Raw genomic sequence first — 24405 nt, 5'->3', positions numbered from 1 at the left:
GAGGAAATTTTCCGCATGAAAGTGCTGATGGTCGATGTCGACGGCGTGCTCATTCATGGTCGCCCCACCGACGGCCTGCCTCACTTCACCTATCTGGAACGCGACCTCGGCCTGCGTGTCGACCTGCTGCAGCAGGAATTCTTTCAGACGCACTGGCGCGATATCATCATCGGCCGCGAGGCGCTGGAGCCAAGGCTCGCCGGCATTCTCGCAAAGATTGCGCCCCACCTCAACGCCGAAACACTGATCGACTACTGGTTCGAAAACGATTCCCGCCTCGACCGCAATCTGCTCGAAGAACTCGCCGCTCTCAGGCAAAGCGGCATCACTCTCTTGCTGGCGACCAACCAGGAGCATAGGCGGGCACGCTACCTGATGGAGCAGATCGGCCTTAGCGCGCATTTCGACGACATCATCTATTCCGCAGCACTCGGGCACAGCAAGCCTTCTCCCGATTTCTTCCGGCTGGCGACCGAGCGGGCCGGCGTGCTGCCCGGCGACATCGCCTTCATCGACGATATGGCCGAAAACATCGAAGCGGCGCGACAGTTCGGCTGGAATGCGGCGCAATGGACGGCGGGCACGACGCTTGGCGGCGCGCTTCCGGTCTTCGCCAGGCCGGCATGAGCGGGGCCGGCGCAATCAGGTAAGCCGCTTGTAGAACAGGGTGGTGGCGCAGAAGCCGCCTTCCGGCCACAGCGCGTAATCGGGGATGACACCGACACGCTGCCAGCCCAGGCGCGGATAGATCGCCTCGGCATCGCTGCCGGTTGCCGTGTCGAGCACGAGCAGGGTCTTGCCGCGGCTTGCCGCCTCACGCTCAGCGGCATCCATCAGCAGCCGGGCAAGCCCCTTACCGCGGGCGGAGCGATGCACCAGCAGCTTCTTCAGGTCGCCGCGATGCGGCTGGTTCGGCATCTGCGCGGCACCCACCTGCACCGTGCCGACGATCCTGCCGTCGAGTTCGGCAACCAGCAGCAGATTGCCGCCGGTGGCAACGGCATCGGCGACATCACGCCAATAGGGCTCGGCATCTTCGGGCCCATAGGGCTGCATGAAGCCGACGGAGGCGCCGCCCGCGACGCAATCGACAAGCACTTGCGAAAGGGCCGGAATGGCGGCGCGGGCCTCCTCGGCGGAAAGGGTGCGAATAGCAGGCATGCTGTTCTCCTGAATTGAATGTTTTTATCGGCCGCCGCGATCGAGCACGACGCAATAGCGCGCCGGCGTGTTGCCGGGATTGTGGAAGACGTGACCCTCGCCGACCGGCATGAAGAGGCAATCGCCCGGCCGCAGCCGGTAGACGATCTCAGCCGCCGTCATCTCCAGTTCGCCGTCGAACAGCCAGATATGCTGCGTCATGCCATGGGCGCTCGCATGCGGGGGGAAGCTGACGCGGGCGCCGGCCGGGAATTCAACCTCGACGATATCGACATCGGAGGCGGTGCCCGGGGGTGAAACAGACCGTCTGATATAACCGGTCTCCGGATCGCGCCAGACCTGCTGTTCCTGCCTCCGGGCGAGCGGCGAGGCCTGCCCCTCTTCCGCAAAGAAGGCCGACAGCGACAGGCCGAGCGCGGCGCAGATCCTTGCCAGCAGCGAGGCGGTCGGGCTCGCCTCCGCCCGCTCGATGCGCGAGATCATCGCCCGGCTGACGCCGGAAGCCGCAGCAAGATCATCGAGCGTCAGAGCCTTTTCCTGGCGTAGCGTGCGGATGCGGATGCCGATCGCCTGTTCGAGTTCCGGTTCCATTTTCCAGCCCCGCGATTCCACTATAAGAGAAATACATTATCTGATGATGGAATCAAGTGTCTACGAAAAGCGGCCAAAACGCGGCTTGCTTTCGCCGCTGCGCCGTCCATATATGGCGGCGTAATCCGAGGAGAGAGTGATGGACGGCAGCATGCAGAGCACGGAAACGACGGAAAGCTTCACGGCTGCCGCCTGGGACAGGATCGCGCCGATCATGGCTGAAATCGAGGCGTTGCCGCTGCTGCAGCGCCTTTCGGACGGCACGCTGCCGCCGGAGGTTTTCCGGCACTACATCCTGCAGGATGCGCTCTACCTCAAGCATTATGCGCGATGCCTGGCGATCGTCGCGGCCAAAGCGCCCGACAATGCGCAGGTCCTGCGCTTCCTCGGTTCGGCGCAGAAGGCGATCACCGTCGAGCAGGGCCTGCATGCCGGCTTCCTCACCCAATTCGGCATCACGTCTGCGGACGTCACATCAGCCGAGCCCTCGCCTGCCGGCTTTGCCTATACGAACTTCCTGCTTGCCACCGCCTATCACAGCTCCTACGCGGTGGCGCTGTCCTCCATCCTTCCCTGCTTCTGGATCTACTGGCACGTCGGCGAAGCGATCAAGAACCGGCCTGTTATCGAAGGCAATGCCTTCCAGGCCTGGATCAACACCTATGGCGATCCGCAATTTGCCGCCGGTGCCCGCGAAGTCATCGCGCTGACCGACATTGCCGCCCGCGCCGCATCGCCGGTGGAGCGGGCGCAAATGACCGATGTCTTCGTGCGCGCCTCGCAATATGAATGGATGTTCTGGGATTCGGCCTGGCGGCTGGAGACGTGGCCGGTCTGACAGGCGCCCGATACAGGACGAAATAGCGTAAACAGCAGGATAATTACCGCTTTGCGGCAGGGGGCGGCGCTGCTATATGGCGCGCATGAGCACCAATTCCACCACTCCGCTGTCCCATATCCGCAACTTTTCGATCGTGGCCCATATCGACCACGGCAAATCGACGCTGGCCGACCGCCTGATCCAGACGACGGGCGGCCTTGCCGAGCGCGAAATGTCCGAGCAGGTGCTCGACAATATGGATATCGAGCGCGAGCGCGGCATCACCATCAAGGCCCAGACCGTGCGCCTGCATTACCAGGCCAACAACGGCGAGAAATACATTCTCAACCTGATCGACACGCCCGGCCACGTCGACTTCGCCTATGAAGTCTCGCGGTCGCTGTCGGCCTGCGAGGGTTCGTTGCTCGTCGTCGATGCCAGCCAGGGCGTCGAAGCGCAGACGCTCGCCAACGTCTACCAGGCGATCGACAACAATCACGAGATCGTCACCGTTCTCAACAAGATCGACCTGCCGGCCGCCGAACCCGACCGCATCAAGGAACAGATCGAGGAAGTGATCGGCATCGACGCTTCGGAGGCCGTGCTGATTTCGGCAAAGACCGGCCTCGGCATTCCCGATGTGCTGGAAGCGATCGTCCACAAGCTGCCGGCGCCGAAGAGCCCCGGCGGCGAAAAGGCGCCGCTGAAGGCGCTGCTGGTCGACAGCTGGTACGATGCCTATCTCGGCGTCATGGTTCTGGTCCGCGTCATCGACGGCGTGCTGACCAAGGGCCAGACGGTGCGGATGATGGGCACGGATGCGAAATACCAGGTGGAGCGCGTCGGCGTGCTGACGCCGAAGATGGTCAATATCGACCGCCTCGGCCCCGGCGAGATCGGCTTCATCACCGCCTCGATCAAGGAAGTGGCCGATACCCGCGTCGGCGACACGATCACCGAGGACAAGCGGCCGACGGCCCAGGCGCTGCCGGGCTTCAAGCCGGCCCAGCCGGTGGTGTTCTGTGGCCTCTTCCCGGTCGATGCCGCCGATTTCGAGGATCTGCGCGCCGCCATGGGCAAGCTTCGCCTCAACGACGCCTCCTTCTCCTTCGAAATGGAATCATCGGCGGCCCTCGGCTTCGGTTTCCGCTGCGGCTTCCTCGGCCTGCTGCATCTCGAAATCATCCAGGAACGGCTGGAGCGCGAGTTCGACCTCGACCTCATCGCCACCGCACCCTCGGTCGTCTACAAGATGTATATGACCGACGGCACGGAGCGTGAGCTGCACAACCCGGCCGACATGCCCGATGTCGTCAAAATCTCCGAAATCCACGAGCCTTGGATCCGCGCGACGATCCTGACGCCCGATGATTATCTCGGCGGCATCCTGAAGCTCTGCCAGGACCGGCGCGGCATCCAGATCGAACTCACCTATGTCGGCACGCGCGCGATGCTGACCTACGACCTGCCGCTCAACGAAGTCGTGTTCGATTTCTACGACCGGTTGAAGTCGATCTCGAAGGGTTATGCCTCCTTCGACTACACGCTGACCGACCACCGCGAGGGCAACCTCGTGAAGATGTCGATCCTCGTCAACGGCGAACCGGTCGACGCTCTGTCGATGATGGTGCACCGGACGGCCGCCGAAAAGCGCGGCCGCGACATGTGTGAGAAGCTCAAGGAGCTGATCCCGAAGCACATGTTCAAGATCCCGATCCAGGCGGCGATCGGCGGCAACGTCATTGCCCGCGAGACGATCTCGGCGCTGCGCAAGGACGTGACCGCGAAATGCTACGGCGGCGACGCCACCCGCAAGCGCAAGCTGCTCGACAAGCAGAAGGCCGGCAAGAAGCGCATGCGCCAGTTCGGCAAGGTGGAGATCCCCCAGGAAGCCTTCATCGCCGCGCTGAAGATGGGCGACGAATAACGCTTCTCAACGGTATTTTATGCGCATACGCTGTGCGCATAAAATTGAGGAGATCGTTATGGCTCAGCGACCAAGAAAAGCAGCGAACCTGTCTCTTGATGAAGGTCTCGTTTCCCAGGCGCGCGAGCTCAAGATCAACATATCCCGGGCGGCGGAAGATGGTATCGCACAGGCCATAAAGGCGGAGCGCGAGCGGCTTTGGCGTATCGAGAACGCCGAGGCTATTGCCGCTTCCAATGCCTATGTCGAAAAGCACGGTCTGCCGTTTCAGAAATATCGACAGTTCTGATGGCTCGGTTTCATGTTTACAATCTTATGCATACCGACGCGCTTGCCCTCGATCTGCAGTCCGACTTGCTTGGTGAGCTGACAACGCGGACCATGGCGCCGATGCTTCCATTGGAAGCTCTTCCCAAAATCATGCGTCAGCTCAATCCACAATTCGTGATCAATGACCTGCCCTATGTGATGGCTACCCAATTCACCGGCGCAATTTCCGTAAAGGAGATTGGAGGCGTGGTGGCGGATCTTACCGCCGACAGTGATCGAATTATCGCCGCCGTCGATTTTCTTTTCCGGGGTTTCTGAGCCTCATCCCCTGCCCATATATTCCTTCACCAGCCCCTCATAGGCGTCCATTTCAGGCAGCGCCGCGTAGCTGTACACCGCCCCGGTCTCGGCGAATGACAGCTTCTCGCTTGTCCAGGTTTCGATGAAGGGCGTGAACCAGCTCGGATCGTCGAGCATGGTCGCGCGCAGATTGACGAACCAGTCCATGCCTTCCGGCCGGGTGAACATCCAGCTCATGCAATGCGGGCAGAAATAATGCTTCGTGACGCCATGCAGGCCGCCGATCACCGGCTCGCCTTGCGTCACCTCGAAGCCTTCGCTTGGGATGGCCGCACTCAGCGAATAGGCGCTTGATGTCATCTTCTGGCACCCCGTGCAATGACAGGCCATGGTGAGCAGCGGCGGGGCGCTGATCTTCAATCGCACCCGGCCGCAACGGCAGCCGCCTTCCATCGGTAAATTCAGTTCGCTCATGCCTCCCTCCCGTTTTGCCCTCTCATCTAGCGGAATGATCGCCGCTGTCGAGATGGCGAGGGGCCATCACGGGATAGGAGCCGGCGTTAGCGGATGCGGGCCGGATTGCCGACTACGGTTGCGCCGGCCGGCACATCCCTGGTGACCACCGCACCGGCGCCGACGATCGCGCCGTCGCCGATGGTGACGCCGCCGAGGATGATGGCGCTGCCACCGATCCAGACGTCGTTGCCGATGGTGACCGGCCTGGCAATCTCGATGCCCGTGCTGCGAAGTGCCGGCTCCTTGTGATGCTCGGCGCAATAGATCTGCACCCCCGGGCCGAACATGCTGCGATCACCGATCGTCACCCGGCCGGAATCAAGAATGGTGCAGCCGGCATTGAAATAGACGCGTTCGCCGAGAGTGATGTTGATGCCGTAGGAGCAGTGAAACGGTGCTTCGATGAAGACATTGAGTGCTGCCTGCGCAAAGAGTGCCCTCAGGGCCGGAGCCATCGCGCCGCGCTCATCCGGCGGCAGCGAGTTATGCGCATGGACGGCCATGCGCGCCTGCCGGCGCAAGAGATCGAGCTCGTCATCGAGGCAGCAATACCATTCGCCTACCGCCATCTTTTCGCGTTCACTGGCCGCCATCGCATCACCCCTCACGCCGAGGCCTGCGACAGCATTTCGACCTCTTCCCGTTCGATCAGGCTGACCCAGGCGCGCGCAATGGCAAGGCCCGCGGCATTGGCGGCTCCGCCATGCCTTGCCGCCAGCTCGGCATGTTTCTCCAGCCAGCCCGGCGCAATACGCGCGATCGTGTCGGGAAATTCGGCCTTCCATTGCTCGACGACGTCCGAATTGGCCTCGAAATGGAACTGGGTGCCATAGACGGCGCGACCGATGCGGAAGGCCTGGTTCTCGGCGACGGGGCTCGAGGCGAGACGCACCGCGCCCTCAGGCAGGGAAAACGTGTCGGCATGCCATTCGAAGATGGTGAACTCGCCGCCAAGCGCCGACAGCAGCGGATCGGCCCGGCCATCGACGGTGACGCCGATCCGGTGCCAGCCGAATTCGCGAGCGATCCCTAAGTGATTGTCGGCGCCATAAGCGCGGGCGAGAATCTGGCTGCCGAGGCAGATGCCGAGCACGGCCTTGCCGGCATCGCCGAAGCGGCGCGTGAGCCGGGCGAGCTCCGGCAGATAGGGATGGGTTTCGTCATCCAGCGCGCTCTGCTCGCCGCCGAGAACGACCAGCGCGTCATGGCCCGATATATCCAGCGGCAGGATGCCGTCCTGCCACACCCGGAACCACTCGATCTCCGCTCCCGCCTCGTCGAGCGCTGCGGCAAGCGCGCCGAGGCCGGTATTTCGCATATTTTCGATGACTGCGACGCGCATGGGCTCTTCCTGGTATGGCCGACCATCGGAAGAGACCATGGCGGAGGACGGCGCGCAAGACGCCAGAACAGGATTCAGGCTTTAGGCCGGTTCGGCCCAAAATCTGAATCCTGTTCTTAATTAAATAGTTGGAGCATGATGTCGCCCGAAAACCGCTCACACTTTTCGGCATCATGCTCTAGCGAGGGCGATTGCGCGCACGCGCCACAGGGCTTAAATCTCAACAAACGAAAGGACATCGCCATGACCGAAAAAGCCCGCGTCACGATCCTCTACTGCACCCAGTGCAACTGGCTGCTGCGCGCCAGCTGGATGGCGCAGGAGCTTCTGCACACCTTTTCCGACAGCCTCGGTGAAGTGGCGCTGATCCCTGCCACCGGCGGCAATTTCGAGATCCGCGTCAATGGCGATCTGATCTGGGAGCGCAAGCGCGACGGCGGCTTTCCCGGGCCGAAGGAGCTGAAGCAGCGGGTCCGCGACATCGTCGAGCCCGGCCGCGATCTCGGCCATGTCGACCGCGCCTCGCTCGAAAGCTGATCACGACGATCAGCGATAGGGCGAGCGGCAGGTCTTGTAGATGCCCTCATAGGTGAGGAACCGATCCGTCCGCGGATTGTAGGAGCGGTACTCGTTGCTGCACCAGGCGGCATGGCTGTTCATGTCACGCGCCTTCGGCTGCACCCTTTGCACCGGCGGCGGATCATAGGTCAGCTGCGGCGGCCCGGCAGCGCCCGGCCGGTAATAGGTCGGCCCCGCGCCGCGCGGACGGTAGTTCGGCTGGACATAGGCGGGACGATGCCATTGCTGCGGCCCGAAGCCGAAGCAGCCGCGAAAATCGCAAAGCGTCGAGCCGGTATTGAGCGGCCCGACCCCGGGCTTGCCCAGCTTCAGCGAATCGGCCCCGGCGATGGCGGGTGACAAAACGGCCAACAGACCGGCGAGCAGAAGCGTGCGGGGAGCAAGCATGATGCATTCCTTTCGATATTTCCTCTATATAGGGCGTGCCAACCGGAGCGCTATGCCCACCCTTCGGCGCTCCCTCGCATGTGATCGGCCGCTTTTTCGCCAACTGTCAGAAAAACTTCAAAAACCCAGTTGACAGTCAGGGGCCACCCCCTTACATCGCTCTCCGTCGCCCAGATGGCGGAATTGGTAGACGCGCCAGCTTCAGGTGCTGGTACCCGAAAGGGTGTGGAGGTTCGAGTCCTCTTCTGGGCACCATTCCATTCTTGATCGCTACCAAGATCAAGGAGTTAAGCCTTTTCAACCAAAGTTGCGCAGGTGCCTTGCAACAAAGGCCAGTCGCGATGCGCGCAAGGGCTTGTTCGCTCAATAGCTCCCAAGAATTCTCCGAAGTCCTCATTTCTAGACGCTTATTCCCGCCGCTCTTGATAGCTGGCCTGCATTGACTCCCTCACTCCCAAATGCGAACATAAAGCGAACAAAATGGAGTCTTGCTGATGATCCGATACGCCGCACCCGCCGCCAGCAACCCCGAGCCTATAAAGGCTCGCGAGGTGTCAGCCGCCAAGCCGGCCATTGAAATGCCGCCCCCGAAGCCGGTCATTGAGGTAGCCGCTGCGGCGCCTGCGGCCGGCCCGCTGCTGCCCGGCTCCGAGGCAGACGAGCTCGGCTCCGACACTCGAGCGAAAACCACCAAGCCAGCACGCCGTGCGGCAACAAAGCGTAAGTCCAAGGTCGCCGAGGCAGACGACGCTCCACTCCAGCTTAATCTGGAGACTTAGCCGCAACGATCCGGCCAAGGTATGGCAGAGCCTGGGAACTCCCACCATAATCTATATAGCACTTCGGAATCCCGAAATTGGCTGATAGATTGAAATCATTGAATGTTTCTCCGCGACGACAGCCCACAAAAGGCGTCGGATTTCGGAATCCCGAAGCGGGGGAATTTCGGGATTCCGAAGTGGGATTTTTTCTTTCTGCCGACGCGCCCGCTTTTGTCGGCGGCCATCGGCCGGCGGAATGGGATCCGGCGCCGTCCTGTCCAGATCAGCCGCTGCCTATGCCGTCAGCCGCTGGAGGCTACCACAACAGCACTACATTGCAGCAGTCGGCCCGAAGCGTTCACCGCACCGGCTGATAGTGGCCGCGCAGCGGGACCTTGTCGTCCATCGAGATAAAGCCGTCGCGTTCGCAGACATACATCAGCGTCGGCATGCCGCCGGAGCGGAAGATCTCGTCATACCGACGGCGGATCTGCACGGTTTCGGTGCGGCAATTGTAGGAATCCTCCTCTTTCTTGTCCGGCTGCGCCTTGACGCCGGGCAGACCCTTATAGGGATAGAGGGGTTGAACGCCCGAATCGACGGATTTTGTCCAGTCGACGGCAAAGGCGGACGCCGGGGCGAGGCTCGACACGGCAACGAGCGATATCAGAAGCATCATCAGCAGCCGCATGGGAACTCTCCTGCCGGCAATAGGCCGCTCTTCCGATGTAGGAAAACCGACGACCGTCATCAAGCCGCCGTAGCGGGGGACTTCCTGAAATAACTTCTGATGACGGGATGGCCGAAGAGACCGGCGAGGATCGCAATACCGGCGCCGATGACGAAACCCGCGAGAAAACCGCCGATGACGCCGGCAACCAATAGAATCGTCTTTCCGGGACCGTCTCCCTTGACCGGCGGCTCGGCCGGCGAAATGACGCGAATGTTACTCTGGTTGAAGTTCTGTTCCTCGCTCGTCTGGCTCGAGCGTTTCAGCACCGTCTCGTAAATATCGCGCGCCGCCGTCGCCTTGCGCTGCAATTCGTTCAATTCCACCTGCTTGTCGGAGGTACTCGCCTGCAGCGCCTTCTGCACGGCAAGTTCCTTGGCGATGCTGTCCTCGGCGGCCTTGGCCTGCTCGTATTCGCCCCTTGCCGAGGTGGCGAGACGCTGCAATTCGCCCTTGATTTCGCCGCCAATACTCTGCAGCGAGGAGCGGGCCGCCTGCAGGCGCGGATGACGCGTGCCCATCTGGCTTTCGAGGCTGCCGACGGCGGCGGCCTGGGTGGCATATTGCTGACGCAGACTGACGAGCGGCGAGGTGACGCCGCCCTCCGCCTGGTTGCCGGCGACGATGTCCTCGACGCGGAGATTGGCGACAGCATCGGCGCGCGCCTTCGCCTGGATGGTCTTTTCCTGTGCCGTCACCAGCATCGTGTTCAGCGACACGAGCCGCTGATCGGAAATCAGGTTACCTTCTGTCGCGGCCATGTCGTTGTCGGCGCGGAAGGTTTCGACAGCCTGCTCGGCCTCCAGCACCTTCTGGCGCAGGTCGTTGAGGCGTCCGTCGAGCGTCGAGGAGGTGTTTTCGTAAATGCCGTTCGAGGCGCTGTTCTCTTCCTCGGTGAAGGAGGTGACGACCTGGTTGGCAAGCCTTGCGGATTTTTCGGGATCATTGGTCGTGGCGGCAAGCGAGACGACATAGGTGCTGGCCTCACGGGTGATGACCAGCGCCTTCTGCAGAGTGCCGATCACGGCGGCGCCATCCGTGCGGCCGCCGGTGAATTCGGGATCCTGGTCGAGCTTCATGGCTTCGGCGACGCGCCGCAGCACATTGCCCGAGGTCAAGATCTGCACCTGGCTATCGATCAGCGCGGAGATCATTTCCGGCGAGGGACCCGAAGATTGCGCGCCAGTATCGGCAAGGCCGATCTGGCGCGGGTCGAAATAGAGGCTGCTGACGGCGGTGAATTTCTGGGCGATGCGCGGCGCCACCGCCCCGCCTGCCACAGCTCCGAGAAGCGCCAGGCCCAGCACGATCAGCCGTCGGCTCCAGATCGCGGCGATACTCGAGCGGAGGTCGAGAAGTGGTGCCGCAGGCGCGGATGCTGCGTTCGACGGCGCGTCGACGACAGGTTGTTTTGGAAGCGGCGGCGGAGGTGCCGGACGCTCATACTGGCGGGTTTCCGTAGTATTTTCCGGCGGCACGAAAGGGGGCGAAGCGGGTTCGGGCGACGGCCGGACGAAATCATCCGGGCGGATGACGGGACTGCGCATGCGCACGCCTTCCGGCGCAGTCTGAGATGGCTCAAAACTGCGCCAGCCAGGGAGCCGGCTTACCCTGTTCCTGTCATACTGGTTCATACGCGCACTCGTGTCCCGCCCAGCGTGAAAGACTGAAGCCGAGGTGCTGATACTTTAGAAATTCTTAGCTAACGGACCGTTAAAATAACTTCTGCGACGCCGACGTTGCGATTGCCGCGATAGCGAGGATGGCCATGAGGACGACACGACATCTGACAGCGCTGCTGCTTGCGGTCGCTCTCACCCCGTCGCCGGTCCTTGCGGCTGAGGCCCCGTGCTACCGCGGCGTCAATTTGTCCGGCGGCGAATATGGCGAGCGCGGCGGCATCTATGGCACCAACTATACCTATCCCGGCGAAGACACGATTAGCTATTTCGCCAAAAAGGGCATGACGATCATCCGACTGCCCTTCCGCTGGGAGCGGCTGCAGTCCGCACTCGGCGGGCGGCTCGACGAGGACGAGCTCAAGCGGCTCAAAGATACCATCGGCCTGATCCGCAAACACGGCATGGCGGTTCTGCTCGACCCGCATAATTTCGGCTATTACGACAAGACCCAGGTCGGCACGGCGCCGGCAACGGATGCCGCCTTCGGGGATTTCTGGGCAAGGCTCGCCGTTGAATTCGCCAATCAGGACGGTGTTCTCTTCGGCCTAATGAACGAACCGCACGACATCAAGGCGACCGACTGGCTGGATGCCGCCAATGCGGCGATCCGCAGCATCCGCGCCGTCGGCGCGCGCAACCTCATCCTGGTGCCGGGCACAGCCTGGAGCGGCGCGTCAAGCTGGGAAAAGGATGTGATCGGCGGCGCCAACGGCACGGTGATGCTCGGCGTGCGCGATCCACTCGATTTCTACGCCTATGAGGTTCACCAGTATCTCGATGCCGATTCCTCCGGCACCCATCCGACCTGCGAAGGCTCGACTGCTGCGGTCGAGGCGATCGCCGGGGTCACCGCCTGGCTGAAGCGGAACCACAAGCGCGGCTTTCTCGGTGAATTCGGCGCCTCCGCCGACAAGGACTGCATGAGCGGATTGACCGAAATCTACGCCACCATGACTGATAATAGCGACGTCTGGCTCGGCTGGTCCTACTGGGCGGCCGGCGAATGGTGGCCGGCGGACGAGCCCTTCAACGTCCAGCCGCGCAAGGGCTCTGAGCGGCCGCAGATGCGGCTTCTTGCCGAGGCGGCAAAAGCCGATGCCGGCACTTGCTCCGCCGTCAAGCCTGCGGGGAAATGAGCATGGCAGTCGTCGATCACAGGACAGCGACATTCACTGTAGCCGGCAACCGGCTCGATGCTGCCCGCGAGGCATCACGCACCGATCATACGGTGTTCTGGCTCGGCCTGCTCTCCGTGCTCTACAACGGCATTCTCGCCTTCATCAACCACAACATCGTGCCGCTGTCGATGACGCATGTCGCAGCCAGTGAAGGCCTGATCATGGCGAGCGCCATCATCTACATCCTGCACAAGGGGATCTACGAGACCGACCTGCCGGCCTTCCTGTTCCTGCTGTTCACGCTCATCGTGACCATCTATGTCAGCGTGCTCAACCGCATGCTGTTCATCGATCACTTCCGCAACGTGCTGATCATCTTCTGCTTTACCGGGCTCGGCGGCTGGAGCAACGAGAAAACGATGAAGCTCGCCTTTCGCTGGGCAAGTCTTGCCGTCATGATCTTCCTGATCTTCGAGATCATCAGCGTGCCGTTCTATGTCAGCATCGTCCACCCTTCCGATTATTTCGCCAATACGCGAGGGCTGCTGCCGCTGAGCTACAACACGACGGGCCTCTTCCAGAACGCGCTCGGCTTTCCCGAGCGCTTCTCCTTCGGCATCATCGACCATCGTTCCTCCTCGATCTTCCTCGAACAGGTGTCGCTGGCCAATTTCTGCGGCGTGATCGCGGTCTACCTGATCTCGATGTGGGAGAGGCTTGGCCGCTGGGACCGGTTGCTGATGATCAGCACGGCCGTGCTGATCCTGGTGACGAACGACACGCGCACAATGCTGATCTTCTGTTTTGCCTGCATCGTCGGCTACTTCGTCTTTCCGAAGATCCCGAAGAATTTCAATCTGGCGCTGATGCCGCTGATCGTCGCCGCCGGCTTCCTCGTCTACGTGATGAAACCCAATGCGACGGGCGACAATTTCACCGGCCGCATCAACCTGACGATGAAGAAGATCATGGAGCTCGATCCGCTTGCCATCCTTGGACTTTCGGTCGACCGGGTCGCCGAATTCGCCGACAGCGGCTATGTCTACCTGATCTACGCGGCGACGATCTTCGGCGTCATCGCCTTGTGGCTGTTCGTCTGCCTCTTTCCCGCCGGGCGCACGGCGGCGCAGCGGCGCTGCGCCCATTCACTTTCTCTTTTCATTTTTCTGAATATGATGATCGGGGGAACCGCGGTCTTCTCGATGAAGATCGCCGGTCTCCTATGGTTCGTCGTCGGATATATGCGCTTCCACGACAGCCCGCGCATCCGGCAGGGTCGTCCGGCAGATGTATTGAGTTGACCGCAGCGGCGCCTGTCCGCGCGAGCCCGAGGGAGCAAGACGCTCGATGCTTGTCCAGCTTCAATATCTGCGTGCCATCGCGGCGCTGATGGTCGTCTATTTCCACGCGATATTGCAGCTTGCCAAGGTCAATCCCGCGGTCGACGCCACCGCCTTCATCTATGGCGAAACCGGCGTCGACATCTTCTTCGTCCTGAGCGGTTTCGTGATGTGGCTGACGACGAGCGGACGCGCGATGAGCCCGGTCGATTTCGCCCGGCGGCGCATCAAAAGGATCGTGCCGCTCTACTGGCTGGCGACGCTGTTTTCGGCGACTGTGGCGCTGGTGGCCCCGTCATTGTTGAAATCGACGGTGTTCGACCTGCCGCATCTCATCGCCTCGCTGTTGTTCCTGCCATGGGCCAATCCCGCCGATCCCAGCACGATCACGCCGGTGGTCGTTCCGGGATGGACGCTGAATTACGAAATGTTCTTCTACTTGGTCTTTGCGCTTCTACTGCCGCTGCAGGAAGTTCGCCGCATCCCGGCGATGTTTGCCGTCTTTGCCCTCATCCTGATCACCTGCCGACTGCTGCCGGAAACGACTGTGACCCGGTACTACCGCGAGCCGATCATGCTGGAGTTTCTCGCCGGTGTCGTGCTCGGCTGGCTCTACGGACAGAAGGTCCTGCTGCCGAACCGCTGGGCTTGGGCGGCCCTTGCCATAGGCTTCGCCTTTCTCTTCATCAACGAGGCGCTGATGCCGCCGGAAAGCCGGTTCTACGCCTGGGGAATCCCAGCGATCTTCATCATCTACGGCGCGATCTCCATCGATTTTTCCAGGCTGCCGGTTGTGGGATGGCTGAACTACCTCGGCGACTGCTCCTACAGCATCTATATCACCCACGCCTTCACGCTGGCTTTTCTCAGGGTCGCCGCCGATCGGCTGCCGATCGGCATACTGCAGCAGCCGGTGCTCTTCGTCATCCTCTCGCTGGTGCTCTCGTCGATCGGCGGTGCGATCATCCATGAGATCACCTCGCCGCGCCGGAAGGTTGCGGTGGCGAGCCGCCCGCCGGCCTAAAGCGCGTCGAAGGCGAGAATACGCATCCAAGCGGCGCTGACGGTACAGTTTTTCGCGCAACTTCTCCTAAGCTTCAAACTTGGCAAATGAGAGAACTTGCAGAAACGTGATGGTTTCTCTTGCAATTTGTCGCATGAATGAAAGTGCGCCGGCCTATTCGCGGCCCGGGCTTTGATCTAAGCACGGCGGCGGCCTTGGAGAGGGAAAGACATGACAAGTTACGTATTGACGGTATCCTGCAAATCGACACGCGGCATCGTCGCGGCGATTTCGAGCTATCTGGCAGACAAGGGCTGCAACATCGTCGATAGTTCCCAGTTCGACGATCTCGATACCGGCAAGTTCTTCACGCGGGTGAGCTTCATCTCCGAGGAAGGCGTGCCCCTTGCCGAACTCAAGGAAGGCTTCGAGCCGATCTCCAAGCGGTTCGCCATGGATGCCGAGATCCATGACGGCAACGCCCGCATGAAGGTGCTGCTGATGGTGTCGCGGTTCGGCCATTGTCTCAACGACCTGCTCTACCGCTGGAAGATCGGCGCACTGCCGATCGATATCGTCGGCGTCGTCTCCAACCATTTCGATTACCAGAAGGTCGTGGTCAACCACGACATCCCCTTCCACCACATCAAGGTGACGAAGGAGAACAAACTGCAGGCCGAAGGCCAGATCATGGATATCGTCGAACAGACCGGTACGGAGCTGATCGTTCTCGCCCGTTACATGCAGGTGCTTTCGGATGCGATGTGCCAGAAAATGTCTGGCCGGATCATCAACATCCATCATTCCTTCCTGCCGAGCTTCAAAGGCGCCAACCCTTACAAGCAGGCCTACGGCCGCGGCGTGAAGCTGATCGGGGCGACGGCGCATTACGTCACCGCCGATCTCGACGAGGGCCCGATCATCGAGCAGGACACGGCACGCATCACCCATGCACAGTCGCCCGACGACTATGTCTCGATCGGCCGCGACGTCGAAAGCCAGGTGCTGGCCCGCGCCATCCACGCTCACATCCACCACCGCACCTTCCTGAACGGCAACCGCACCGTGGTCTTTCCGGCAAGCCCCGGCGGCTACGCTTCCGAACGCATGGGTTGAGCGCCGCCTAGACCCTGCATCTCTTTTGCTGGCGAATGACAATCTCCCGTTGCCTGCCGGCGGCAAGTACTTGATTATCTCGTTCAATAGGTAATCGAATCATGCTGCGGAGGGGTGTCATGACCGACGAGGCGCTTGTTGATCGCATGGCGCTGCCGCGTCCCGACGTCACCGCTAGCGACGCGGAAGAGATACTCCTTGCTCATTACAGCCTCTCCGGCACGCTTACCGAACTCGGCAGCCAGCAGGATCGAAACTATCGCGTCGATAACGATCGTGGCCGCTACGTCCTGAAGATCTGCCATGCAGCCTACGAGACCCGCGAGCTCGAAGCGCAGAATGCGGCGATCCGTCACCTCAAAAGCCGGCAAGATGCGCCGCGCGTTCCGCAGGTGATCCCCACTAATGACGCGCGGGAGATCGTCGTCCTGACCGTGCGCGGGCGGGGCTATCAGGTCCGGCTGCTGGAATATCTCGAAGGCCAGGGGCTGACAGAACTGACCTATCTGGCGCCGGCCTCCGTTGCGGCCCTCGGCGCGCTCTGCGCCAGGCTGGCGCTAGCGCTTGCCGATTTCAACCATCCTGGTCTCGACCGCAGCCTGCAATGGGATCTCAGGCGCGCCGGGCCGGTCGCGGTGCAGCTGCTGTCCGCGATCACCGACAGTGCGGCGCGCGACCGGATCGCCAAGACCATGGTGATGGCCATCCGCCGCATCCAGCCGTTGGCGCCATCGCTTCGGCTGCAGGCCGTGCATCATGACGTCACCGGCGACAATGTCGTCGGCCACCGCGACGCCCGTGGCCATACGATCCCCGACGGGGTGATCGATTTCGGCGACATCATCCGCGGCTGGCTGGTCGGCGACCTCGCCGTCACATGCGCTTCGCTGCTGCATCAGGCGGATGGCGACCCTTTTTATATCCTGCCAGCCGTCACCGCCTATCAGGCGATCTATCCGCTGACCGAGGAGGAGCTGAAGGCGCTCTGGCCGTTGACCGTCGCGCGCGCGGTCATTCTCGTCGCCAGCAGCGAGCAGCAGATTTCGGTCGATCCCGATAATGACTATGTCCGCGGCAACCTCAAGCACGAGCGGGCGATCTTCGATACGGCGATGTCCGTTCCCTTCGAACTCATGGAAGGCGCGATCCTCAAGGCGGCCGGCGCAGACGTTGCCGCCCCGGAAGCATCGGGATGGCTGCCGTTGCTGCCGGACATCGATCCCGCCGGGATCGCTTATGTCGATCTTGGGGTGCGGAGCCCGCATTTTTCTGCCGGCAACTGGCTGAATACCGACATGGACTGGCGGCTGCTTGCCCGCGTGGCAACGGAAAACGGCATCGCAGCGACGCGCTATGGCGAATATCGGCTTTCCCGCGCGAGCTTGGGAAATGCGACGGGACAGGCAACCTGCGCCCTGCATATCGACATTTGCCTCGCGGCAGGCAACGCGATTTCTGCACCCTTTGCCGGCCGCATCGGCTGGAAGGACCAGCATCTGACGCTTGCCAGCGACAGCATGACCCTGCATCTCGATGGGCTCGATCTCTCGGTCGAGGATGGAGCTGAGGTGGCCGCCGGCGATCCGCTCGGCACGGTTTTCGGAGAGGCTGCGTCGCTCGGCGGGTTGCGCGTCCAGCTTTGCAGCGTCGCAGGTCTCGAACCGCCGCTTTTTGCCACGCCGCGCACGGCCGCGGCCTGGTCGGCGCTCTGCCCCTCACCCTCGCTCCTTCTCAGCCCGGAAGCCGATGCACCGAGATCTGATACCGCCGAACTGCTCGCCAGGCGGCAGGCGCATCTCGCAAGGCCGCAGAAGAACTATTACGCGGCGGCGCCGCAGATCGAGCGCGGCTGGAGGGAGCATCTGTTCGATGTCGAGGGCCGCGCCTATCTCGACATGGTCAACAACGTCACCATTCTCGGCCATGGCCATCCCAGGTTCGCGGCAGCGATCCACGCCCAATGGCTGCGGCTCAACACGAATTCGCGCTTCCACTATGCCGCGATCACGGAATTTTCCGAACGCCTCGCCGCCCTGTCGCCGGACGGGCTCGACGCGGTCTTCCTGGTCAACAGCGGCTCGGAGGCGAATGATCTGGCGCTTCGGCTGGCGCAAGCCCATAGCGGCGCGCGCAAAATGCTCTGCCTGCTCGAAGCCTATCATGGCTGGTCGGCGGCGAGCGACGCCGTCTCCACCTCGATCGCCGACAATCCGCAGGCACCGACCACCCGGCCGGACTGGGTGCATACCGTCGTTTCGCCGAACACCTATCGCGGCGACTTCCGTGGTCCCGATACGGCAGCGGATTATCTCGGCATGGCGACGCCGGTGCTGGAGGCAATTGATGCTGCGGGCGAAGGCCTTGCGGGCTTCATCGCCGAATCGGTCTACGGCAATGCCGGCGGCATTCCGCTGCCGGACGGTTATCTCAGGGAAATCTACGCGCAGGTACGCGCTCGCGGCGGCCTCTGCATCGCCGATGAGGTGCAGGTCGGTTATTCCAGGCTCGGACATTATTTCTGGGGCTTCGAGCAGCAAGGGGTCGTGCCTGATATCATCACCGTCGCCAAGGGCATGGGCAACGGCCATCCGCTCGGCGCCGTCATCACCACGCGGGAGATTGCGCAATCGCTGGAGAAGGAGGGCTCTTTCTTTTCCTCCACGGGCGGCAGCCCCGTCAGCTGCATCGCCGGCATGGCGGTGCTCGACATCATGGCCGAGGAAAAGCTGCAGGAAAATGCCCGGACAGTCGGCGATCATCTGAAGGCGCGGCTCGCCGCGCTGATCGACCGTCATCCGATTGCGGGCGCCGTGCACGGCATGGGCCTCTATCTCGGCCTCGAATTCGTCCGCGACAGAACGACGCTGGAGCCGGCGACGGAAGAGACGGCTGCAATCTGCGACCGGCTTCTCGAACTCGGCGTCATCATGCAGCCGACCGGCGATCACCAAAATGTGCTGAAGATCAAACCGCCGCTCTGCCTCAGCATCGACAGCGCAGATTTTTTCGCGGACATGCTGGAGAAGGTGCTCGAAGAAGGCTGGTGACACGGGGCTTCCAGCATTAACCAAATCGGTCATTTCGAGGCATGGCGATTTTTAATGAAACGGGCCATTGCCTGATACAGCAAGGCTTCCTATGTCTGCCGCTGTGATCGATCGAACTTCCGATTCTGTCATGCGAATTTAACGAAGGACTGATATGTTTCTTTCTGTAAGTTCGGGCTGCGACGGAATGAATTTTTTCGGATCGTCGATATTTTGACACGTTTCGGAATATGTTTCCGACAGGCTATCGGGTAATCTCTACCAAGATAGTAGATTATTGAAGACAGCCATCACCGGCCCCGGGCTGTACCCGGGACCTCTCAAGTGCAACGCCAACACAAGGAACGAGCATGATAGACATCGATATTCTCGCCGATCTCCTTGGGCGATCTGTGCTTGGCAATGACCGTCCGGGCGCCCTCTCCCGCCCGAACTGTCGAATGTGACGTTCGTCCTCCTTTCAACGGTACCAGACAAGTCAATTCGCCATGGCTGCGCATGTCGCGCGGCAGGAGTTCTATCTATGAAGAAGCAAGTTATCGAATATGCAGGCGTTCCCGTCGGGATCGTCATTCCCGATGAAGACCGGCTGAAGTTCATCGCCGTGAAATTTCATGTCCACGACCTTGACGAGCAGCGTTTCGGCTCGCCCGACGAGGTGCGGCTGGCCATCCATGACCTGATGACCCGCCGTCATCCGAAGCCGCTTCATGCCTGAGGGCATGAGGCCGCGATTAGCATTCGCGGCTTTTCCCGATGTCCGACCGGTCCCGCAAAATGGGGCCGGTCTTGTTTTTTGAAGGCAATTGCAGTCCTATCGGCGGCCTTTCCGCATAAGGATCCGCCCTTGCCCGATCTTCTGAACCTCATCACCGACATCGAAGGCGTTTCCGTCGGCCATGCAATCGACCTTGCGCTCGGTTCCGGCGTCACGGTCATCGTCTTCGACGAACCGGCCGTCGCATCCGGCACGGTGCTCGGCGGTGCGCCCGGCGGGCGCGACACCGGCCTGCTCGATCCGTCGATGACCGTCAATGCCGTGGATGCCTTCGTGCTCTCCGGCGGCTCGGCCTTCGGGCTGGATGCCGCCGGCGGCGTGCAGGCGGGCCTGCGCGAACTCGGCCGCGGTTTTGTCGTCGGGCCGCTGCGCATTCCGATCGTGCCACAGGCGATTCTGATGGACCTGCTGAATGGCGGCGACAAGGATTGGGGCCTTCACTCGCCCTATCGCGATATGGGCTATGCGGCGTTGAAGGCCGCCGCCAAAGGTGCCTTCGCGCTCGGCACGACAGGTGCCGGCACAGGAGCGACGACGGCCACCGTCAAGGGCGGGCTCGGCTCGGCCAGCGCCGTCAGCAGCACCGGGCATCGCGTTGCGGCGATCGTCGCCGTCAATGCGCTGGGCTCCGCAACGATCGGCGACGGACCGCATTTCTGGGCGGCGCCTTTTGAAAAGGATGCGGAATTCGGTGGGCTCGGCATGCCTGATGTGGCCGACCACCGGATGCGGCTCAAGGGCATGAACACGCCGGCAACGACGATCGGCGCTGTTGTGACCGATGCGCAGCTGACGAAGGCCGAGGCGCACCGGCTTTCGCTCGCCGGCCATGACGGCCTCGCCCGAGCACTGCTGCCGGCGCATCTGCCGCTCGACGGCGACACCGTCTTTGCCGCTTCGACGGCCAAGCATCGAAGAGACGACATGGTGAGCCTGATGGAGCTTTGCCACCTCGCGACCATCGTCATGGCCCGGGCGATTGCCCGCGGCGTCTACGCCGCGACCGCCCTTCCGGTCGAGGGCGCGCAAAAGGCCTGGCGCGACCGCTATCCGAGCAGCGGCTGATTGAATAGGGTCAGACTCTCTACAGATCAATATGCCGAATGGCGGAGAGACGTGAATGCAGATCCGGGCGCTGATGTATTTCGACGAGCTGGTCAGGACCAATTCGATGCGCCAGGCGGCCGAGAATCTCAATGTCGCGCCGACGGCGATCAGCCGGCAGATCGAGAACCTCGAATATCATTTCGGCGCGCCGCTCGTCGAACGCAGCGCCCGCGGCGTCAAGCTGACGGCCGCCGGCGAACTGCTTGCTGCCCGCGCCGGCCGGACGCTGCGCGAACTCGATCACGTGCAGCAGCTGATCGAAGATCTTAAAGGCCTGCAGCGCGGCCGTGTCAGCATCTATGCCAATGGGGCGACCGTCGCCAATCTGCTGGCGCCGGCGCTTGCCGAATTCAGCCTGAAATATCCGAAGCTGCGCTTTACCGTGACAATCACCAGCGCGCGGCAGGCGGTCGATGCGGTCAACAGCGCCGAGGCGGATATTGCGGTGACGCTGTTTGCGCCACCGATGTCCGGCACCAAGGTGCGGCTGCGCTCCGAGATCGCCTATGATCTCATCGTCACGCCGCAGCATCCGGCCGCCGCGCATGCCGAGATCCCTATCGGGCAACTCGCCGACTACGCATTGGCGCTGCCGGATCAATCCTTCGGCTTCCGCCAGGCTTTCGACGCGCTGTTCGAGAAGGAGGGGTTGAGCCTCGATCCCGTCTTCGTCACCAGCTCGCTCGAAATGCTGAAGGAACTTGTGCTCAGCGGGGCTGCGGCCACGCTGCTGCCGGCGCTGACTGTCCGCCGCGAGATCGAGGCGGGTCAGCTCCTTGCCATTCCGCTCGCCGGCAAGACCGGCATCCGCACCCATGTCGATCTCTGCGTTGCACCGGACCGGCAGCTGTCCTTCGCCGCGACGAAACTGCTCGACTTCATCGAGAGGTTCATGCGCGAGCGCACGAACCGCCGGACCGAGACGAAAGACTGACGCTTCGCGCTTGCATTGCCCGCGGATTTGCGGTGTAGCTTTTTCGGCTACACTGAGCACACAAAATCGTCATTGTGTGTGCACCGGCATAGTGTCACTCTCCTCGCAAAAGGTCTTCGTCATCGACGCGCGGCCAGATAAGGGAACATGATGATCAAGCTTTCGTTTGCGCCTTCAGCGCGTTTCGCCCGGCGGCTTTCGCTCGGTGCTGCGCTTTCGGCCGGCCTGGTGATGACGGCGATGACGCCGGCCGAGGCGGCGAAGACCACGCTTAATCTCGGCATGAGCGTCGAGCCAACCGGTCTCGACCCGACGATCGCAGCACCAGTCGCAATCGGCCAGGTGACCTGGCAGAACGTGTTCGAGGGGCTGGTGACGATCGACCAGGCCGGCAAGATCCAGCCGCAGCTGGCAAAAAGCTGGGAGATCTCTCCCGATGGCCTGACCTATACGTTCAAGCTACAGACCGGCGTGAAATTCCATGACGGTGAGGCCTTCGATGCCACTGCTGCCAAGTTTTCGCTCGACCGCGCCCGCGGCGCCGATTCCGTCAATCCGCAGAAGCGCTTCTTCGCTTCGATCGCCTCGGTCGATACGCCCGATGCCGAAACGCTGGTGCTGCATCTCTCGGCACCGACCGGCAGCCTGATCTACTGGCTCGGCTGGCCAGCCTCGGTGATGGTCGCACCGAAGACGGCTGCCGACGACAAGACGACGCCAGTGGGCACCGGTCCGTTCAAATTCGCCAGCTGGGCGAAGGGCGACAAGGTCGAACTCGCCAGGAATGCCGATTATTGGAACAAGAATGCGGCCGCCAAGCTCGACACGGTGACCTTCCGCTTCATCGCCGATCCGCAGGCGCAGGCGGCTGCGCTGAAATCCGGCGATCTCGATGCCTTTCCGGAATTTGCCGCGCCTGAGCTGATGAGTTCTTTCGACGGCGATGCGAGGCTGGTCACCAAGATCGGCAATACCGAGCTCAAGGTCGTTGCCGGCATGAACAATGCCAAGAAGCCGTTCGACGACAAACGCGTCCGCCAGGCGCTGATGATGGCGATCGACCGCAAGACGGTAATCGACGGCGCATGGTCGGGCCTCGGCACACCGATCGGCAGCCACTACACGCCGAACGATCCGGGTTATCAGGACATGACCAATGTGCTGCCCTACGACGTCGAGAAGGCGAAGGCGTTGCTCGCCGAAGCCGGCTATCCCAACGGCTTCACCTTCACGATCAAATCGCCGCAGATGGCTTATGCGCCGCGCAGCGCCCAGGTGATGCAGGCGATGTTTGCCGAGATCGGCGTGACGATGAATATCGAGCCGACCGAATTTCCGGCGAAATGGGTCCAGGACATCATGAAGGACCGCAACTTCGACATGACGATCGTTGCCCATGCCGAACCGCTCGACATCGACATCTATGCCCGCGATCCCTATTATTTCAATTATAAGAACCCCGCTTTCAACGCGCTGATGAAGAAGGTCCAAGAGACGACCGATCCCGCCGCGCAGAATGCGATCTATGGCGACGCGCAGAAGATCCTCGCCGAGGACGTGCCGGCGCTCTACCTCTTCGTCATGCCGAAACTCGGCGTCTGGGACAAGAAGCTGAAGGGACTGTGGGAGAACGAGCCGATCCCTTCCAACGTACTCTCCGGCGTTTCCTGGGACGAATAGGCGGCGAGTTCGTGCGGATTGAGAGGCATGGGATGAGCGCAGGGAAACTGCATAGCGAAACGCTCAATGCCGGTCGCAGCCTTCTCCGTCCCTCATTGCTGGGCTCGACACAGGAATCCATCGCGCCCAAGTCCTTGGGCGCGGGAGACTTCCGTGCCTGGACGAGAGTTATTCACGGCGCAGATGCGCCGTGGCTGGATTCCTGTGACGAGCACAGGAATGAGGGAGGGCGGGGAAGCCGCCGTGCCGCATCGAAAGCGTGGCACGCATGATCACCCTCCTCGCCCGCCGCTTCGCCGGTCTTCTCGTCACGCTGGTCGTCGTCTCGCTGCTGATCTTCGCCGTCATGGACCTTCTGCCCGGCGATCCCGCCTCGATCATGCTCGGCACCTCGGCAACACCGGAAACGCTTACCGCACTGCGCCACGATCTCGGGCTCGATCAGCCACTGCTGCTGCGCTACGGGCAATGGTTGACCGGCGTGCTCTCCGGCAATCTCGGCAATTCCTTAACCTATGGCGTGCCAGTCGCGGGATTGATCGTCGAGCGGCTGGCAGTGACGCTGCCGCTGGCGCTGATGGCGATTATGCTTTCTGTGGCGATTGCCTTGCCGCTCGGGGTGCTGGCCGCCTCGCGCCGCGGCGGTGTCTTCGACATCATCGCAACGCTGTTTTCGCAGATCAGCATCGCCGTGCCCGCCTTCTGGGTGGCACTTCTGTTGATCATCCTTTTTTCGACGATGCTCGGGCTGATGCCGGCCGGCGGCTTCCCGGGCTGGAGCGCCGGTCTGCTGCCGGCATTGCAGGCGCTGGTTATGCCCGCCGTCGCGCTGGCGATGCCGCAAGCGGGCGTGTTGACGCGGGTGGCGCGCTCGGCGGTGCTCGATACGATGCATGAGGATTTTGCCCGCACCGCCGTGGCCAAGGGACTGTCACGCAGTGCAGTGCTTTGGCGGCATATCGTGCCGAACGCGCTGATCCCGATCCTGACAATGATCGGGCTGCAATTCACCTTTCTCGTCGCCGGCGCGGTGCTGGTGGAAAACGTCTTCAACCTGCCCGGCCTCGGGCGGCTCGCGCTGCAGGCGCTCTCCCAGCGCGACATCATCGTGATGCAGGATGTCGTGCTGTTCTTCGCAGGCCTTGTCATCGTGATGAATTTCATCGTCGATCTTTCCTATCTGGCGATTGATCCCAGGATGAGAAAGGCGGCCTGA

25 protein-coding genes and 1 tRNA gene are annotated in these 24405 nt (G+C 62.0%); 18 read left to right on the top strand and 8 right to left on the bottom strand.

Features of this window, described 5'->3' with window-relative positions:
• Positions 1–15 precede the first annotated feature (15 nt).
• Positions 16–627: an HAD-IA family hydrolase gene (locus tag AB8B31_RS22980; protein WP_128408872.1), complete on the top strand. Its 612-nt coding sequence runs from the start codon at positions 16–18 to the stop codon at positions 625–627.
• A 15-nt stretch (positions 628–642) separates the two neighbouring features.
• Here AB8B31_RS22980 and AB8B31_RS22975 read toward each other — a convergent pair whose 3' ends face one another.
• Entirely contained in the window at positions 643–1161 is a 519-nt protein-coding gene (locus tag AB8B31_RS22975) for a GNAT family N-acetyltransferase (RefSeq protein ID WP_128408873.1), read from the bottom strand.
• Positions 1162–1185: 24 nt separating this feature from the next.
• On the bottom strand, positions 1186–1752 hold the full coding sequence (locus AB8B31_RS22970) for a helix-turn-helix domain-containing protein (protein WP_128408874.1): 567 nt from the start codon (positions 1750–1752) through the stop codon (positions 1186–1188).
• A gap of 139 nt (positions 1753–1891) precedes the next feature.
• On the opposite strand from AB8B31_RS22970, the gene tenA reads away from it, so the two are divergent.
• The 4 genes from tenA (at position 1892) to AB8B31_RS22950 (ending at position 5087) form a co-directional block, all read left to right on the top strand.
• The gene (tenA, locus tag AB8B31_RS22965; protein WP_047617441.1) at positions 1892–2590 is read left to right on the top strand and encodes a thiaminase II; all 699 of its coding nucleotides are present in this window, start codon (positions 1892–1894) and stop codon (positions 2588–2590) included.
• 76 nt (positions 2591–2666) lie between these two features.
• A complete protein-coding gene (gene lepA, locus AB8B31_RS22960) occupies positions 2667–4499 on the top strand; it encodes a translation elongation factor 4 (protein WP_003544593.1) in 1833 nt (610 codons plus the stop codon).
• 58 nt (positions 4500–4557) lie between these two features.
• Complete coding sequence (locus tag AB8B31_RS22955) at positions 4558–4788, top strand: type II toxin-antitoxin system CcdA family antitoxin (RefSeq protein WP_018447942.1); 231 nt, start codon at positions 4558–4560, stop codon at positions 4786–4788.
• Positions 4788–5087 (top strand): CcdB family protein, encoded by a 300-nt coding sequence (locus AB8B31_RS22950; RefSeq protein WP_128408875.1) that lies wholly within the window; start codon positions 4788–4790, stop codon positions 5085–5087. The genes AB8B31_RS22955 and AB8B31_RS22950 overlap by 1 nt, the downstream gene beginning before the upstream one ends.
• Positions 5088–5090: 3 nt before the next feature.
• Here AB8B31_RS22950 and AB8B31_RS22945 read toward each other — a convergent pair whose 3' ends face one another.
• The 3 genes from AB8B31_RS22945 to AB8B31_RS22935 all read right to left on the bottom strand — a co-directional run bounded on the left by AB8B31_RS22945 (position 5091) and on the right by AB8B31_RS22935 (position 6966).
• Positions 5091–5543, bottom strand: coding sequence for a GFA family protein (locus tag AB8B31_RS22945; protein ID WP_018244370.1), 453 nt, complete (start codon positions 5541–5543; stop codon positions 5091–5093).
• A gap of 86 nt (positions 5544–5629) precedes the next feature.
• Positions 5630–6178 carry a sugar O-acetyltransferase gene (locus AB8B31_RS22940; protein WP_128408876.1) on the bottom strand — a complete coding sequence of 183 codons (549 nt, stop codon included), beginning with the start codon at positions 6176–6178 and terminating at the stop codon, positions 5630–5632.
• Positions 6179–6189: 11 nt separating this feature from the next.
• Positions 6190–6966, bottom strand: coding sequence for a type 1 glutamine amidotransferase (locus AB8B31_RS22935; RefSeq protein WP_197730796.1), 777 nt, complete (start codon positions 6964–6966; stop codon positions 6190–6192).
• Positions 6967–7170: 204 nt separating this feature from the next.
• Here AB8B31_RS22935 and AB8B31_RS22930 point away from each other — a divergent pair, with 204 nt between their 5' ends.
• A complete protein-coding gene (locus AB8B31_RS22930) occupies positions 7171–7464 on the top strand; it encodes a SelT/SelW/SelH family protein (protein ID WP_003544579.1) in 294 nt (97 codons plus the stop codon).
• A gap of 9 nt (positions 7465–7473) precedes the next feature.
• Here AB8B31_RS22930 and AB8B31_RS22925 read toward each other — a convergent pair whose 3' ends face one another.
• Positions 7474–7893, bottom strand: coding sequence for a BA14K family protein (locus AB8B31_RS22925; protein WP_018244367.1), 420 nt, complete (start codon positions 7891–7893; stop codon positions 7474–7476).
• A gap of 168 nt (positions 7894–8061) precedes the next feature.
• Here AB8B31_RS22925 and AB8B31_RS22920 point away from each other — a divergent pair.
• Together AB8B31_RS22920 and AB8B31_RS22915 are read left to right on the top strand one after the other, a co-directional pair.
• Positions 8062–8148, top strand: a tRNA-Leu gene (locus AB8B31_RS22920).
• 239 nt (positions 8149–8387) lie between these two features.
• Entirely contained in the window at positions 8388–8672 is a 285-nt protein-coding gene (locus tag AB8B31_RS22915) for a poly(hydroxyalkanoate) granule-associated protein (protein WP_130813516.1), read from the top strand.
• 340 nt (positions 8673–9012) lie between these two features.
• Here the strand turns inward: AB8B31_RS22915 and AB8B31_RS22910 are convergent, their stop codons facing one another.
• Positions 9013–9345, bottom strand: a complete 333-nt coding sequence (locus AB8B31_RS22910) for a hypothetical protein (RefSeq protein ID WP_018447947.1) — start codon at positions 9343–9345, stop codon at positions 9013–9015.
• A gap of 59 nt (positions 9346–9404) precedes the next feature.
• Positions 9405–11018 (bottom strand): GumC family protein, encoded by a 1614-nt coding sequence (locus AB8B31_RS22905; RefSeq protein WP_128408879.1) that lies wholly within the window; start codon positions 11016–11018, stop codon positions 9405–9407.
• A gap of 134 nt (positions 11019–11152) precedes the next feature.
• Between AB8B31_RS22905 and AB8B31_RS22900 the strand changes: the two genes are divergently transcribed.
• From AB8B31_RS22900 to AB8B31_RS22855, 10 genes are all read left to right on the top strand, one after another.
• Positions 11153–12202 (top strand): glycoside hydrolase family 5 protein, encoded by a 1050-nt coding sequence (locus AB8B31_RS22900; protein ID WP_018447949.1) that lies wholly within the window; start codon positions 11153–11155, stop codon positions 12200–12202.
• A 2-nt stretch (positions 12203–12204) separates the two neighbouring features.
• Positions 12205–13485: a hypothetical protein gene (locus AB8B31_RS22895; RefSeq protein ID WP_018447950.1), complete on the top strand. Its 1281-nt coding sequence runs from the start codon at positions 12205–12207 to the stop codon at positions 13483–13485.
• 46 nt (positions 13486–13531) lie between these two features.
• The gene (locus AB8B31_RS22890; protein ID WP_018447951.1) at positions 13532–14548 is read left to right on the top strand and encodes an acyltransferase family protein; all 1017 of its coding nucleotides are present in this window, start codon (positions 13532–13534) and stop codon (positions 14546–14548) included.
• A 210-nt stretch (positions 14549–14758) separates the two neighbouring features.
• Entirely contained in the window at positions 14759–15643 is an 885-nt protein-coding gene (gene purU, locus AB8B31_RS22885; RefSeq protein ID WP_018244360.1) for a formyltetrahydrofolate deformylase, read from the top strand.
• A 119-nt stretch (positions 15644–15762) separates the two neighbouring features.
• Positions 15763–18690 (top strand): aminotransferase, encoded by a 2928-nt coding sequence (locus AB8B31_RS22880; protein ID WP_018447952.1) that lies wholly within the window; start codon positions 15763–15765, stop codon positions 18688–18690.
• A gap of 523 nt (positions 18691–19213) precedes the next feature.
• Entirely contained in the window at positions 19214–19408 is a 195-nt protein-coding gene (locus AB8B31_RS22875; RefSeq protein ID WP_003544544.1) for a hypothetical protein, read from the top strand.
• 129 nt (positions 19409–19537) lie between these two features.
• Positions 19538–20533, top strand: a complete 996-nt coding sequence (locus tag AB8B31_RS22870; RefSeq protein ID WP_439007512.1) for a P1 family peptidase — start codon at positions 19538–19540, stop codon at positions 20531–20533.
• A gap of 55 nt (positions 20534–20588) precedes the next feature.
• Positions 20589–21509, top strand: a complete 921-nt coding sequence (locus AB8B31_RS22865) for a LysR family transcriptional regulator (protein WP_018447954.1) — start codon at positions 20589–20591, stop codon at positions 21507–21509.
• Positions 21510–21659: 150 nt separating this feature from the next.
• Positions 21660–23189, top strand: a complete 1530-nt coding sequence (locus AB8B31_RS22860; RefSeq protein ID WP_197730795.1) for an ABC transporter substrate-binding protein — start codon at positions 21660–21662, stop codon at positions 23187–23189.
• 268 nt (positions 23190–23457) lie between these two features.
• A complete protein-coding gene (locus AB8B31_RS22855; protein ID WP_128408882.1) occupies positions 23458–24405 on the top strand; it encodes an ABC transporter permease in 948 nt (315 codons plus the stop codon).

The organism is Rhizobium sp. 62_C5_N11_2 (genome assembly GCF_051811185.1).
In the GTDB taxonomy this organism is placed as follows: Bacteria; Pseudomonadota; Alphaproteobacteria; order Rhizobiales; family Rhizobiaceae; genus Rhizobium; species Rhizobium leguminosarum.
Note: the sequence above shows the minus strand (reverse complement) of the source record. Positions and strands in the feature narration are given on the sequence as shown.

Coding starts and splice junctions, on each gene's coding strand:
- AB8B31_RS22875 (WP_003544544.1), top strand. CDS start 19,214: ATGAAGAAGCAAGTTATCGAATATGCAGGCGTTCCCGTCGGGATCGTC.
- AB8B31_RS22975 (WP_128408873.1), bottom strand. CDS start 1,161: ATGCCTGCTATTCGCACCCTTTCCGCCGAGGAGGCCCGCGCCGCCATT.
- AB8B31_RS22980 (WP_128408872.1), top strand. CDS start 16: ATGAAAGTGCTGATGGTCGATGTCGACGGCGTGCTCATTCATGGTCGC.
- AB8B31_RS22955 (WP_018447942.1), top strand. CDS start 4,558: ATGGCTCAGCGACCAAGAAAAGCAGCGAACCTGTCTCTTGATGAAGGT.
- AB8B31_RS22880 (WP_018447952.1), top strand. CDS start 15,763: ATGACCGACGAGGCGCTTGTTGATCGCATGGCGCTGCCGCGTCCCGAC.
- AB8B31_RS22915 (WP_130813516.1), top strand. CDS start 8,388: ATGATCCGATACGCCGCACCCGCCGCCAGCAACCCCGAGCCTATAAAG.
- lepA (WP_003544593.1), top strand. CDS start 2,667: ATGGCGCGCATGAGCACCAATTCCACCACTCCGCTGTCCCATATCCGC.
- AB8B31_RS22950 (WP_128408875.1), top strand. CDS start 4,788: ATGGCTCGGTTTCATGTTTACAATCTTATGCATACCGACGCGCTTGCC.
- AB8B31_RS22855 (WP_128408882.1), top strand. CDS start 23,458: ATGATCACCCTCCTCGCCCGCCGCTTCGCCGGTCTTCTCGTCACGCTG.
- AB8B31_RS22900 (WP_018447949.1), top strand. CDS start 11,153: ATGAGGACGACACGACATCTGACAGCGCTGCTGCTTGCGGTCGCTCTC.
- AB8B31_RS22910 (WP_018447947.1), bottom strand. CDS start 9,345: ATGCGGCTGCTGATGATGCTTCTGATATCGCTCGTTGCCGTGTCGAGC.
- AB8B31_RS22895 (WP_018447950.1), top strand. CDS start 12,205: ATGGCAGTCGTCGATCACAGGACAGCGACATTCACTGTAGCCGGCAAC.
- AB8B31_RS22940 (WP_128408876.1), bottom strand. CDS start 6,178: ATGGCGGCCAGTGAACGCGAAAAGATGGCGGTAGGCGAATGGTATTGC.
- AB8B31_RS22945 (WP_018244370.1), bottom strand. CDS start 5,543: ATGAGCGAACTGAATTTACCGATGGAAGGCGGCTGCCGTTGCGGCCGG.
- purU (WP_018244360.1), top strand. CDS start 14,759: ATGACAAGTTACGTATTGACGGTATCCTGCAAATCGACACGCGGCATC.
- AB8B31_RS22925 (WP_018244367.1), bottom strand. CDS start 7,893: ATGCTTGCTCCCCGCACGCTTCTGCTCGCCGGTCTGTTGGCCGTTTTG.
- tenA (WP_047617441.1), top strand. CDS start 1,892: ATGGACGGCAGCATGCAGAGCACGGAAACGACGGAAAGCTTCACGGCT.
- AB8B31_RS22905 (WP_128408879.1), bottom strand. CDS start 11,018: ATGAACCAGTATGACAGGAACAGGGTAAGCCGGCTCCCTGGCTGGCGC.
- AB8B31_RS22930 (WP_003544579.1), top strand. CDS start 7,171: ATGACCGAAAAAGCCCGCGTCACGATCCTCTACTGCACCCAGTGCAAC.
- AB8B31_RS22890 (WP_018447951.1), top strand. CDS start 13,532: ATGCTTGTCCAGCTTCAATATCTGCGTGCCATCGCGGCGCTGATGGTC.
- AB8B31_RS22860 (WP_197730795.1), top strand. CDS start 21,660: ATGATCAAGCTTTCGTTTGCGCCTTCAGCGCGTTTCGCCCGGCGGCTT.
- AB8B31_RS22970 (WP_128408874.1), bottom strand. CDS start 1,752: ATGGAACCGGAACTCGAACAGGCGATCGGCATCCGCATCCGCACGCTA.
- AB8B31_RS22935 (WP_197730796.1), bottom strand. CDS start 6,966: ATGGTCTCTTCCGATGGTCGGCCATACCAGGAAGAGCCCATGCGCGTC.
- AB8B31_RS22865 (WP_018447954.1), top strand. CDS start 20,589: ATGCAGATCCGGGCGCTGATGTATTTCGACGAGCTGGTCAGGACCAAT.